At 52.4% G+C, this 13190-nt stretch carries 12 protein-coding genes and 1 other RNA gene; 5 read left to right on the forward strand and 8 right to left on the reverse strand.

Annotated elements, in window-relative coordinates; genetic code table 11:
• Positions 1-71: 71 nt before the first annotated feature.
• The 6 genes from AAC007_RS10635 to AAC007_RS10660 form a co-directional block, all read right to left on the reverse strand.
• On the reverse strand, positions 72-1745 hold the full coding sequence (locus AAC007_RS10635) for an iron ABC transporter permease (protein ID WP_339676627.1): 1674 nt from the start codon (positions 1743-1745) through the stop codon (positions 72-74).
• The gene (locus tag AAC007_RS10640) at positions 1746-2774 is read right to left on the reverse strand and encodes an extracellular solute-binding protein (protein WP_339676629.1); all 1029 of its coding nucleotides are present in this window, start codon (positions 2772-2774) and stop codon (positions 1746-1748) included.
• 155 nt (positions 2775-2929) lie between these two features.
• Positions 2930-4162, reverse strand: coding sequence for an FAD-dependent monooxygenase (locus AAC007_RS10645; RefSeq protein WP_339676631.1), 1233 nt, complete (start codon positions 4160-4162; stop codon positions 2930-2932).
• 5 nt (positions 4163-4167) lie between these two features.
• On the reverse strand, positions 4168-5415 hold the full coding sequence (ubiH, locus tag AAC007_RS10650) for a 2-octaprenyl-6-methoxyphenyl hydroxylase (RefSeq protein WP_339676634.1): 1248 nt from the start codon (positions 5413-5415) through the stop codon (positions 4168-4170).
• Positions 5402-6733, reverse strand: coding sequence for a Xaa-Pro aminopeptidase (pepP, locus tag AAC007_RS10655; protein WP_339676636.1), 1332 nt, complete (start codon positions 6731-6733; stop codon positions 5402-5404). The genes ubiH and pepP overlap by 14 nt, the downstream gene beginning before the upstream one ends.
• 121 nt (positions 6734-6854) lie before the next feature.
• Positions 6855-7436: a UPF0149 family protein gene (locus AAC007_RS10660; RefSeq protein WP_339676638.1), complete on the reverse strand. Its 582-nt coding sequence runs from the start codon at positions 7434-7436 to the stop codon at positions 6855-6857.
• Positions 7437-7700: 264 nt separating this feature from the next.
• Between AAC007_RS10660 and AAC007_RS10665 the strand changes: the two genes are divergently transcribed.
• The 5 genes from AAC007_RS10665 to AAC007_RS10685 all read left to right on the forward strand — a co-directional run bounded on the left by AAC007_RS10665 (position 7701) and on the right by AAC007_RS10685 (position 9343).
• Positions 7701-7910: a TIGR02449 family protein gene (locus AAC007_RS10665; protein ID WP_219042836.1), complete on the forward strand. Its 210-nt coding sequence runs from the start codon at positions 7701-7703 to the stop codon at positions 7908-7910.
• On the forward strand, positions 7907-8215 hold the full coding sequence (locus AAC007_RS10670; protein ID WP_219042837.1) for a cell division protein ZapA: 309 nt from the start codon (positions 7907-7909) through the stop codon (positions 8213-8215). Before AAC007_RS10665 ends, AAC007_RS10670 begins: the two co-directional genes overlap by 4 nt.
• A 66-nt stretch (positions 8216-8281) precedes the next feature.
• Positions 8282-8462: non-coding RNA, 6S RNA (gene ssrS, locus AAC007_RS10675), on the forward strand.
• 67 nt (positions 8463-8529) lie between these two features.
• The gene (locus AAC007_RS10680; protein ID WP_339676642.1) at positions 8530-9132 is read left to right on the forward strand and encodes a 5-formyltetrahydrofolate cyclo-ligase; all 603 of its coding nucleotides are present in this window, start codon (positions 8530-8532) and stop codon (positions 9130-9132) included.
• Between the two features lie 10 nt (positions 9133-9142).
• Positions 9143-9343, forward strand: coding sequence for a hypothetical protein (locus AAC007_RS10685; RefSeq protein WP_295874884.1), 201 nt, complete (start codon positions 9143-9145; stop codon positions 9341-9343).
• 30 nt (positions 9344-9373) lie between these two features.
• On the opposite strand, the gene AAC007_RS10690 is transcribed toward AAC007_RS10685, so the two are convergent.
• Positions 9374-12196 carry an EAL domain-containing protein gene (locus tag AAC007_RS10690; protein WP_339676645.1) on the reverse strand — a complete coding sequence of 941 codons (2823 nt, stop codon included), beginning with the start codon at positions 12194-12196 and terminating at the stop codon, positions 9374-9376.
• 522 nt (positions 12197-12718) lie between these two features.
• Positions 12719-13123 (reverse strand): CBS domain-containing protein, encoded by a 405-nt coding sequence (locus AAC007_RS10695; RefSeq protein WP_339676648.1) that lies wholly within the window; start codon positions 13121-13123, stop codon positions 12719-12721.
• Positions 13124-13190: the final 67 nt, after the last annotated feature.

Raw genomic sequence — 13190 nt, forward strand, 5'->3', positions numbered from 1 at the left:
AATGGCCGTCCTCTGCTGACGATTCGTTAGATTTGCGCATTTTAACGCCGCGCTCGACAAATACAAAGTGCTCAATGACGACTGCGACGGATACTGATTACTACCGGGATTAATCCAGCCGCTACTAAGGCCAAGGCGGGCAATGCCGCAAGCTGCCACTGGCCCTCTGCCGTCATCTCGTAAATTCGTACCGCTAGAGTGTCCCATCCGTAGGGACGAAGCAATAAAGTCGCGGGCATCTCTTTCATCACATCCACAAACACCAAGACCATCGCCGTCAATAAACCGGGCCTCAGCATCGGCAAATAAATGCGCCACACGAGCTCGCTGCCATTGGCACCCAAGGTGCGGGCCGCCTCAGGTAAACTGGGACGAATACGCTCTAAAGACGATTCCAAGGGGCCGCTAGCGACGGCTAAAAAGCGAATCCAGTAAGCAGCCAACAGGGTTGCGATAGACCCCACTAGCACCGGCACCGGTGACATGCCTAACCAGCGCTGAACAGGGATAAAAACTTGGTTATCAATAAACGTAAACGACAGCATGATACCCACCGCCAAGACCGAGCCCGGCAGGGCGTACCCCAGCTGCGCCACGCTAAAAAAACCGCCGCGCTTAAATTGGCGACGATTAAAAGCCAGCACTAGCGCCAAAAATACCGTGATCGCTGCGGCGAGGCCAGCCAATAACACCGTGTGTTGCAGCAATTCAAAAAACCGCTGATTAAGTTGCGCGACGCCTTCATCGACCGCCCACACCAGCAACTGGAAAACCGGCAACACAAACGCAAGCGCCAACACCACACTACAGCATATGGTCATTGCCCACGCTTTTACCGGCTTCACGGCAAAACGGTAGCGATGCTGCAAACGTCCACCCTGCACAAAACGGCGGCCACCGCGGGAGCGACGCTCCGCAAACAAGGTTAACGCCACAAACAACAGCAGTATCGAGGCCAACTGTGCGGCGGCTTGAATATTAAAAAAACCAAACCACGACTTGTAAATGGCGGTGGTAAAGGTGTCGTAATTAAATACCGCGACGGTGCCAAAATCCGCCAAGGTCTCCATCATCGCCAAGCTCACGCCCGCCACAATGGCCGGTCTCGCCATCGGCAGCGCAACGCGATAAAACGCCTGCCAAGGATTGCAACCCAGTACCCGCGCCGCCTCGGTGGTATCGCTGCTCTGCGAAAGAAAGGCACTTCGCGCCAGCATGTAAACGTAGGGATACAAAACTAAAGAGAAAACGATAATGACAGTCAGTGCATTGCGCACATCCATGCTGCCGTATTGCTGACCAAACTGCAGCCGCAAAAAGCTCTGCAGCGGCCCACCAAAATCAAAAACACCAAGAATAACAAACGCCATCACATAGGCCGGCACCGCCAAGGGCAACATTAGCAGCCATTCAAACCACGCGCGGCCGGGAAATTCGCACATCACCGTCAGCCACGCCAAGCCAATACCCAACACGCTGACCAGTATTGCCACGCCCACCAACAGCACCAAGGTATTGAATAATAAGCTGGCCAACTGAGTGGCAATTAAATGCTGCCAAACCTCAGTTTGCGCCGAGCCCCAACTCATCACCACGACCAAGATCGGCGCCATCACTGCGAGCACAGCGGCAACACCAATTAATCGCAATAACCATAGACCAGCGGCCGATCGACGCGGTGCGCCACCGGCCTCTGACAAAGCAAACTCTTGGGATGCGAACAATGGCCGTGGCTTATCGGGCACTTAGCGATATCCCGCGCGATCCATCAATTTAATGGCGTCGCCCTGCAAGCGACCCGCCTCGCTCAAAGGCATCGTATCGGCGCGGAAACTGCCCCACTGATTGATAAGTTCAGAAGGCGCGGTTTTATCGTTAACCGGATACTCCTGATTTAAGTGCGCAAAATCATACTGCGCCGAAGGCCCAGACAACCACTCCAGTAATCGCAGGGCATTTTCTTTATGCTTGCTCGCCTTGGTGATTCCCGCCCCGGAAACATTCACATGTACGCCTCTCGCTGCAACACCCTCTCCACCCTGATTAGCCCAGAACAAACCTATCGGCAACTCGGGGTTTTCAACTAGCATGCGGGCGAGATAATAGGTATTCACCAAGCCAACATCACACTGCCCCGCCTCAATAGCCTCGACCACTTTTACATCGTTTGAGAACGGTGGCACCGCCAAGTTATTTACCCACGCGCCGACAATTTGCTCAGCCTTTTCTTCACCGAAGGCCGAAATCATGCTGGCAACAAGCGACTGGTTATACACTTTCTTAGACGTACGCAGGCACAAACGCCCACTCCATTTTTCATCGGCAAGATCTTCATAACCCGCCAGCTCTTCCGGCTTAACGCGGTCAGTTGCATAAACAATGGTGCGGGCGCGAATAGACACACCAAACCAGCGTCCCTGCTCGTCACGCAGGGCAGGCGGAATATTTACCGACAGTGTTTCAGACTGAACCGCGTGCAAAATTCCCATATCGGCAGCGTGCCAAAGATTTCCCGCATCAACAGTGATTAACATATCGGCGGGCGAGTTCTCTCCCTCTGCTTTTAAACGCGCCAATAACGGGCCCGCCTCATCGGTCACATAGCGGATAGAAATGCCCGTTTCTTTAGTAAAATCATCAAAAATAGGCTTTATAAGCTGTTCAATACGCGAACTATAAACAACCAGTTCCGGTCCTTTTGCGGCAGGCGGCTCACTATTACCGCAGGCGGCCAATACCAGTGTCGCCAAAAAAAGCAGCGCGATTTTATGCATTATCCAAGCCTCTACACAAAAATTTCGGGCGTAGATGATAATTATTATCATTAAATATCTCAATGTATTCCACGATTTATTACTACTAAATGCCGCCTAAGATCCAAATTAATCAAGGCGTCACTGGGAGTTGGTGCAATAGCTTAAGAAAAACCTTACGGCTTGTCAGACAAACCCATCGCTTTTGCGATGATTTGTCTTTTAAGTGGCAGGGCCGCATCCAGCCAGCGCATACCGGTGTTTCTCAGCAATCGCAGGGGCATGGCAGGGGTTTCAAACAAATGCTGAAAGCCTTCCATCAAGGCCATCATTGCCAAATTGCCGCCCTTGCGCCGGCGCTGATAGCGACTTAACACCGCATTATCTGCCAGCGACAAGCCACGCTCACAGGCGCGTCGACACTCTTCGGCGAAGACCATCGCGTCTTGAAAGCCAAGATTAATGCCCTGGCCGGCTAGAGGATGAATCGTGTGCGCAGCATCGCCAAGTAAGACTACCCCGTCGCAGACATAGTCCGCCGCATGGCGCTGCCTGAGCGGAAAACTAAAACGGCGACTACTCGCCACCACCGCTCCCAATCGATGTTCAAATTTGGCGGCCAGCTCGCGGCAAAAATCATCGTCATCAAGCTGCATCAATTGTGCTGCAATCTCAGGTTTTACCGACCACACAATGGAGCAGTAACGCTGTTCACCAGCGGCATCAGGCAGGGGCAAAAATGCCAGCGGCCCCTCAGGTAAAAATCGCTGCCAAGCGGTTTTACAATGCGGCTGCGCGGTTTCAACCGTCGCCACAATTGCGTGGTGATGGTAATCCCACTCGCGGGTAACAAAGCCAGCCCAATCACGAATCTTAGAATTGGCGCCATCGGCGGCAACCACCACCGGACTGCGAATAAGTTTGCCACCCGCCAGACTCAAATTTACGAGGCCTGGCTGCCGGTCCATGGTTTCGACAGGAGCGCCGAAGTAGCACTTCACGCGCCCGTTTTCGCGCAGATTATTAATAAGAGAGGCATTGATTAAGCGGTTTTCAACGATATGACCGAGGGCGGGACGCCGAACCTCACTGGCCGCAAAATGGATGCGGCCGGTGCCTTCTCCATCCCACACTTCCATATCGGTGTATGCACAGGCCCGCCGACTAACGATATCGGACCAGGCACCTAGCTCGTCTAAAAAACCGCGTGAGGCCTCGGTAAGCGCGCTGACTCTGGCGTCAAAATCGAAAACGCTGTCTTCAATTTTCGGCCAGCCTTCGCGCACCGGCTGCGCCTCAAGCAGCGCCACTTTTATCGGCAAATCCGCCACCGCCAGCGCCAGCGCGGCACCCGCCATGCCCGCCCCCACAATCACTAAATCAAAATCAGCAATATTCTCTGCCGACATCCGCATTACTCCGCTGCGGCACCGGGCAAAATGCCCGCTGCTCTGGCTACAAAACGTGATTTTGCCGGTGGGGTGACATCCAGCATAGAAAGACCGAGATTTCTAAACAAACTGAGCATCGGCTTACGATTACTGAAAATGCCGGTGAGCTGATCGGAGAAAGTCGTGGTCACCAACTGGTCGCCACGCTGACTATTGATATATTTCTGCAATAATTTTAAATCACCGAGATTCTCGCCGCGACTGTGCGCAGTCGCCACCAAGCGACTCAGGCACGCCACATCGCGCAGCGCTAAATTAAAGCCCTGCCCAGCCACCGGATGCAGTGAGTGGGCAGCGTTACCCAGCACCGCTACTTGGCCACGAACCTGCTCATCGGCTTGCATTAAGCGCAGCGGAAAAGCATTGCGCTGGCCGACTTTGCGCAAGCGGCCCAAGCGATAGCCAAAGTTGCGCTGCAGCTCTGCTAAAAATTCCTCGTCCGACCACGTTGCAACTTCATCAGCCATGGCTTCGGGAAAGGTCCACACCAATGCAGAGCGGGACATACCAGACTCATCGGCTAACAGCGGTAACAAGGCCAGCGGCCCGCGCTCGGTAAAACGCTCGTAGGCACAGCCTTTGTGGGGCTTTTCCGTCGCGACATTCGCGATCACTGCGACCTGGTGATAATCGTCAACACTTGCGCCAATACCAAGCTGAGTGCGCAAGCCAGAATCAGCGCCGTCGGCAATGGCAACTAACTGGGTCGTGACTTCTCGCAGTGAATCGCCCTCACGCACACTCAAAGTCGCATAGGACTGCGACACCACCACAGACTCTACCGAGGCCGGTGACAGAAATTCCACCGCCGTGTTCTGGCGCAATTGATTGAGCAAAACATTGCCAAGCCAGGCATTTTCAACAACGTAACCTAAGGCACTCCAACCCTGGCTTTCTGCGCTCATTAACACGCTGCCAAAATGGCCGCGGTCAGACACATGAACCTGTGAGATGGCACAAATATGTTCCGCAAGCAGCGACCACACCGCCAGCTCTTCATAAATTTGCGCGCTGCCAAAAGACAAGGCCGTAGAGCGCGCATCAAAGCTGGGCCGATAAGCGGGCTTACCCTCGCCCTGCGGCGGCAGCGGGAAATTTTCTACCACCAAAACGCGCAGTCCCGCCTGACTAAATTTATCAAGACACAGGGCCAAGCTAGCGCCGACCATGCCGCCGCCAGCGATCACCACATCGTAATCAGGCCGAGGCAAGACGCGCCTCCGCCATCAAGGCTTCTATCTCTTCCGCTTCTTTGGGCACGTTTGCCGTCAAAATTTCACAGCCAGATTTGTTTACCACCACATCGTCTTCAATACGAATGCCAATACCGCGCCACTTCGCATCAACGTCTTTATTATCAAACGCCACATAGATCCCTGGCTCGATGGTAAGCGCCATGCCCTCTTCAAGCACCCGCCACTCACCGCCCACTTTGTAGTCACCGACATCGTGAACGTCCATGCCAAGCCAATGACCGGCTCTGTGCATATAGAACGGACGGTAGGCTTCGGCGGCAATAAGTGCATCAACATCGCCACTGAGTAGGCCCAACTTCACGAGCCCCGCCGTGATCACCCGCACGGTTTCGTCGTGGGGCTGATTCCAATGATTGCCTGGCTTCACTGCGGCAATGGCGGCTTTTTGCGCATCTAATACCACCTCGTATAAGGCCCGCTGCTCGGGGCTAAAACGGCCGTTAGCGGGAAACGTGCGGGTGATATCGGCGGCGTAATAATTCAGCTCGCAGCCGGCGTCGATCAACACTAGATCGCCGTCGCGAACTTCGCAGCTATTCTCTACATAATGCAATATGCAGCCATTTTTGCCGGCGCCAACAATCGTGCTATAGGCTGGAAACCGCGCGCCATTGCGGCCAAATTCATGCAGAATTTCAGCTTCTAATTGATATTCAAATACACCGGGCCGGCACAAGCGCATTGCGCGGCTATGGGCCTCTGCTGAAATTTCGCCGGCGCGACGCATCACTTTTAACTCCGCCGCCGACTTATATAAACGCAGATCGTGTAAATGATGATCCAGATCCAAAAACTCCCCTGGCGGCTGGGCGCCAGTGCGCACTTTGGAGCGAATCACGTTCACCCACTGCATCACCTGTTGATCGAACTCAGTGTGCCGCCCCATGGCGTAATACACCCTCTGACGCCCCTCCAACAGGCCGGGAAGAATGTCGTCAATATCGGTAATAGGGAATGCATCATCGGCGCCGTAGAGAGAACAGGCCCCCTCTGGGCCAGCGCGATAGCCAGTCCACAGCTCCATGGCCGGATCGCGGTCTTGGCAAAATAGCACACACTCCCCAGTAGCACGGCCAGGCAGCAAGACCAAAACCGCATCGGGCTCGTCAAAGCCCGTTAGATAATAAAAGTCACTATCCTGACGAAAAGCGTATTCAGAATCCCGATTTCGGGTCACCATTTTGGCAGAGGGCACCACAGCAATACTGTCTGGCTCCATCAGTGCCATTAATTTTTTGCGGCGGCGAGCAAATTCCTGCTTACTAATCGTCATGCTTTTCTCATTACCCTTCACTAGTGGGGGAATATTGGCGGAAACGCTGTATTAAATACTACAAAAGCTTATCACAGCAGCGCCTAGACTGAGCGCTGCATTGCACTTGCGGCAATGCAAATCAGTGCAAGCGCGGTGTATCGCCGTCATCGGCGGACACCTCGCCGCCATTACACTCAATAAAGATGGTCATCGCGGCCACTCGCACATACTCACAGACCGCAAAATAATCCTGCTCCCCGTCTTCATCAGTTTGCTCATCGGCCGATACTTGGGCGATTGCGGCAATATCGCTAATCGCTTCGGTCAGATCAGCCGAATAGGTTTTTTGCTTATCCACACTCTGCTGCTTGCCTGCCATCGCAAACCCCGTCAGATAGCCTTGGCACCACTGCCCCAAACTCGCGATACGCTGATCCAAATCGAACTCATCGTCCGGCAACAACAAATCCAAGCTCATCTCGCCAGACTCCATGCTGTCCAGCGCAGCGGTATACACCCTATATAAGGCGTCACTTTGCTCGGGATCGGGATTTTCACAATCCAGCAAATCGATACAGTGCTTAAGCCACGCATCCGCGCTAATACGTCCGCCAACCGAGACGAACCCCGCTGCATAGCCGTGCAATTCAGCCGGCGGCTGCAGCGCCCCCAAACTCAAAAATAAATTAGCAAGATCGTCGTGTTCTAAGCTGGCGGTCATGTCGTTAAATCCATCAATACATCAGTAGCCGGCAATGGTAGCGCTGCAGCGCGATAAAATCGAATATCAATGCACTTATCAAGCTAGCACCTTTACAAGGCCTAGCGCTTGCCACCCATGTTAGCGTGCCGGCTAGATACGGCAGTGTCACCATCCATCTGTAAAGTGCCATGACGGAGCGGCCTCACTTAATTACGTTGACCCACCCATCAAGGCCAATCTACTATTATCCAATATCTTTCTATAAACGGACGCAATCTCAAGATGGATCAGCGACAGTTGCAACTTTTGGAACGAAAAGTAGATGAAATTGTCCAGTTGTGCGAACAACTCGACAAAGAAAATCGTGCATTAAAAGCAGACGCATTACACTGGCGTACTGAGCGCGAACAACTGATCGAAAAAACTGATATCGCCCGCGCGAAAGTTGAGTCCATGATTCAGCGTCTGCGCGCACTGGAGAAAGAGTCGTGAGCACCAACACCATCACCTTAAAAATACTCGATAAAGAATATCAGGTGGCGTGCCCACCAGAAGAGCAAGCCGCATTGATGCAGGCTGGCCAGTTTCTAGACCAAAAAATGCGCGGCATCCGCACCTCGGGCAAAGTTATTGGTCTAGAGCGCATTGCCGTCATGGCGGCATTAAACATTAGCTACGAAATGCTGCAAGCCAAACAAAATGCCACCCCCACAGAAGAAGAAAACCAAACCGTTAACCGCATTAGCGACAAAGTTGAACAAACATTGCAGCGCTGCCGGCAGCTTGATATCAGCTAGTGTAAACAAGCACATCCCCTTATAGGTCTACCCTGTTATTAGCCAAAGCCAAGCGGTATACTTAGCTACACCCTGGGATATTAGCTAGGCTGCTTAGACCCCTGAGCCGATGCTTTTCCCCCCGGAGGGCTCTAGCCGAGATTGGTGTGCATGTCCGCTTGTCGGAAAGCCTAAAAATCTCGCGGAGAACTCCACCTTGAACCGCTGGGTTCAAGGGCCACGTAGCCGGCGGTATCTTGGGGCCTTTTTTTACACCTCCCGCACATCCTGCTTAAATCATCACAATTTATTGTGTCGACGCTATACTGCTCTAGATGAACGCCACCCTTAAATCCAAATTGCGACGCGAACTTCGCGCTAGACGCCAAAGTCTCAGCGAAGATCAGCAAACCATCGCCGCCAAGCAGTCAACGCAACGCCTTATTCGGCTGCCCGCATTCCGCTGTGCTCGTCACATCGCCGCCTATATTGCCAGCGATGGTGAAATCTCACCGGCACCGCTTTTACGTTTCGCCAAACTAAATGCAAAGCACTGCTATCTACCTAAAATATCTCGGTCGGCGACAAGTAATAGCATGGCGTTTTACCCCTACCACCCCCGTCAAGCACTCGGCCCAAATCGATATGGTATTGGCGAGCCCGCAGGCTTGCGCCGGCAGCCGCGAGCGCCGCGCAAACTAGATATTGTGCTTTTGCCTTTAACGGGCTTCGACAAACATGGCCGACGTCTCGGCATGGGCGGTGGATATTACGACCGCGCTTTTGCCTTTAAACGAACATATAAAGTGCGAAAACCCATCATGATTGGTCTCGCTCATCACTGCCAAGAAGTTAACTCACTGCCGACTGATCACTGGGATATCCCACTAGATTTTATTGTGACGGATAGACAAGTTATAAAAGTGAGACGGCGGTGAAAACCGCGACATGGATTCGTTGTGGTATCTCGTCGTACAAGCTCCGATCGGGTATCCAGATGAGCGGAGTGATTACCTTTTACTCGATACCTTCGCGTCGAAACACTTTGTAGACAAACTACAAGCATTGGTTTCGGCCTGCCGGGCGACTAATTTATTCGACACCATGTGCCTCACCCTAGAAGTCGCCAAAAAAAAGGCGATCCATTAAAAAGCTAATTGTCTTTTTCCTAGGACCACACTAGGGCAGCTTATCGAGACCGGAGCTCACCACCAATCTGAGTTTGGCATCGGCTTCTTCGGTAGCACGTTGAAGACACTTGGCCAGCTCATCCCCGCTCATGGGTTTACTGAAATAATAACCCTGAAAACTCTGACAACCCCGTTCCTGTAACAAGCGGCACTGCTCTTCGGTTTCCACGCCCTCGGCAATGACGCCTAGGCGCAAATGGTGGGCCATGGAGATGATGGTCTCAACGATGATCAAATCGTTTTCGTCGGTAGCAATATCGCGCACAAAGCTTTGATCAATTTTCAACTGATCCAGCGGAAGTTGCTTGAGATAGAACAAGGAGGAATAGCCGGTACCAAAATCGTCGACCGATAGACGAACTCCCATAGATTTTAACGCCATCATTTTCGCAATGGCATTGCAGCCGTGATCCATGATCACGCCCTCGGTAATTTCCAGCATTAGCTTATTGGCCGGAACGCCGAATTCATGTAATGCCGAGCACACTTCGGCTACGATATCGCCCTGTTGAAACTGACGGGGACTGGCGTTTACTGAGATATGGTCGAGTTCGATTCCCTGCTCAGTCCAGCTGCGAAATTGACGGCAGGCCTCCCTGAATACCCATCGCCCCATGGCGTTAATCAGCGCGCTTTCCTCAGCGATTGGGATGAAGTCCGCCGGTGAGACCATGCCTCGCTGGGGATGTCTCCAGCGGACTAGGGCTTCCACGGCGTGGCACCGGCCGTGTTGATCCACTTGGGGCTGGTAGTAGAGCAACAACTCATTAGTCTCAATGGCTATCCGCAGCTCCTTTTCTATTTTCAGGCGCTGGTCAACGGCTTGCTGCATGCTGCTCTCAAAGAAACGGTAGGTATTCCGACCGTTATTTTTGGCCGTGTACATGGCCGTATCAGCCTGCTTGAGGACATCCTCCACGCTGTAGCGATCACCGGAGAACACACTGACGCCGATACTGGCGGAGATATGGTAGAGATTATCATTAAGAAGAATGGGATCGGCCATTAGGGTGATGATTCGGGCAGCCATTTCACTGGCGTGAGTGACCGCCACGCTCTGGTCTTTATCACCATTTAATATCAATGTGACAAACTCATCACCGCCAATCCTGAAAATGGTGTCCTGCCCACGCAGCCCGCGCCGCAGGCGTTCGCTGATTTGCACCAGTACGCTATCGCCGACACTGTGCCCCAATGAGTCATTGATATGCTTGAACTGGTCGAGATCCAAAAACAGCACAGCACCAAAGCGGTGGTCGCGGCGAGAAGACTGAAAATACTCTTGGAGCTTGTCTCTAAGCATTCGCCGGTTCGGCAGCCCGGTGAGGGCGTCGTAGAAGGCGAGCTGCTCAATCTGATTCTGGCTTTGCATCAGCAACTCAGTTTGCTGATTAAACAAGTGAGTCAACGCACCCAGCTCACCGCGATCGTTAGTTTTCAACAACGGCGTCTGCGGGTTATCGCTGGCTAGCTTACAGCGCAGTTGCGTCGTGAGCTGGCGCAGTGGCGCCGTCAATTGATGCCTGACCAGCAAGGAGGCCAGCAGGATGACCAAGGTCACAGAGAGCAGCACTACCATGCTCATACGATTGATGACGCGAACAGCATCCAGACGCGCCGCCGCGTCGGGCATGACGGTAACAATTTGCCAAAATGTGCTCGGCATTGTGGTCACGGTGACAAAGACATTGTCCTTTAGCAGGTAGTCATTTGCTAACACCGCGTGCGCTACTACTGGAGTGGCGCTGCGATAGCGGTTGTTATCAAGTATGGCAGCGGCAATCAATTCTGCCTCCTGCCGAGATATCTGATAGCTTTCCCGCTCAAGTTGTTTAGCCAGCTTAGTGACTGAAATAGAGTTGTCTCGATTGTGCAGAAAGTCGCCAATCTGCCGCGCCATGAGGTTATCCAAGTCCTGATAGGCAGACTGCTTGAGCGCAAGCTCCGACATCAGCATATAGGGTACAAGGCTACCGCCGCTGCTACGCTGTTCTGCACTGCGGGCCAGAAGGTCGTTCGGAAAAGACAGAAAACGGCCGTTGCGGTCAACGGCAAACGCATAGCCGCCAAACTCTCGAGTCGCAGCCGAAAGGATTTCCCGCAGGCCCTCTAGACGCAAATCCACAGTGGCAACGCCCAGCAGCTCTCCATCGCGGTGAATCGGCGTAGAGACGGTAACCATGGGCTGAAGTGTGTGTGGGTCAATATAGGATTCCGACCAATATTCCATGCCGGGCGCTAAATAACGGGCGGGAACGTACCATTCTTCGTTGTGATAGCCCGGCCCGCCGGGCAGGTTGTAGTCGTTATAAAAAAGCAGTGTGCCACTCGCATCTCGGCCCCAAAAAAAGCTCTTGCGCTCGCTGTCGGCATCCAGCTTATAGGGCTCCGGCCAGATTCCGCCGCCGGCGATAAGATTCCCGCTGGGAATATCCAGCATTTCCCGAATGGCTGACAGCTCAACGCGACCATCGTAGGCTTCAAGCGCCAAATTGGCCATGGCTTTCACCAGTGTCGATGCCATCAGGGTGCGGCGTTCCAGCTCTGCCAGCACTTGTACGCCGGCATCTGAGACCTTGGACTGAGCCTGCTGTTGGATAAGATCCTCACCCAGTGTCTGGGCTACCACAGCCAAGATCAGCACAATAAATAGGAATAGCGCCAGAAAGCTGGCAACGATTCGGAATTGCAGGGTGTGATACCAGTATACGCGGTACTCGGATGTCACTACAGAAGCTGTCTTATTCGGCCTCGCCTCGGTATAGGGCGCCACCTTTGTATCTAGCTTGTTGGACGGGCTGAGAAGTTTCACGTCAAATCATCCCTGGCTTGCCGCAGTCGACCCTTGTCGACAACGTCGATTTCTCGCACATGACGGGCGAGCCACCACGGTGCTTGATTCGAAACGGAGCGGTGGAAAAGGCAAGGAAGCCACCGCTTAGACGCCTGCTTCGCCTCAGGCGTGTATGCGCAAACCTCTAGCGCAAATACGATTAAAACGCCTCGTTAGTAAAAAGACTATGCGTAAAAGTACGAGTACGACTGCTTGGCGATCCCAGCGAGCAAGACCTCAATAAGGTGCGCGGGCTTCTATAGCGATGGGCATGCGGTTCAAGGTTTAGGGAATACCGTTATGAATGTGAACAGAATCAATAGCTTCCAGCTCAATCCCATAAAAATCTCCCAACAAACGAAGGTAGCCGGACTCAATCTCAACTTGATCGATGGTAATGCGATGTCGCCCATAAATTGAGATCGGCTAAACTCGTGATATAAAATAATTTGCCGTGAAGCCCATCGAGGTCATATAGGATTCTAGTCTCAGCTTCCATTTCTAACCAATTTCAGGTGCCATCGTTTTCTCAATATTTCTTAAAATATCACGCCACGAAACCATGCCAACGATATACTCGCCATCCCTAACAATCGGTATGCACGATATGTTATTTTTATTGAAAATACGTATGGCATCATAGACTGATGATTCTTCATCTGACGTTATAGGTTGTCGAGTCATAATTTGGTGAACTTTTTTATTGAGTGTCGCCATATCCTTACTTGTAGCTGCCATAGTGCCTATATTCGGACTAATCGACTTGAGCAAATCTCTATCCGAAATGATGCCATACAATTTCCCGTCATGAACGACCGCAAGGTGATGGAAATTCGTTTTATCAAACAACTCCTTTACCACTTTTAAATTGTCATCCAATTCCACTGTGACAACATTCTTACTCATTATGTCTTTTATTTTGTAAACGCTCAATAAACCCCATCTAATATCGTTGCCGCCTAGAAGCTACTCT

It is taken from the genome of uncultured Zhongshania sp. (genome assembly GCF_963975605.1).
Taxonomy (GTDB): domain Bacteria; phylum Pseudomonadota; class Gammaproteobacteria; order Pseudomonadales; family Spongiibacteraceae; genus Spongiibacter; species Spongiibacter aquimaris.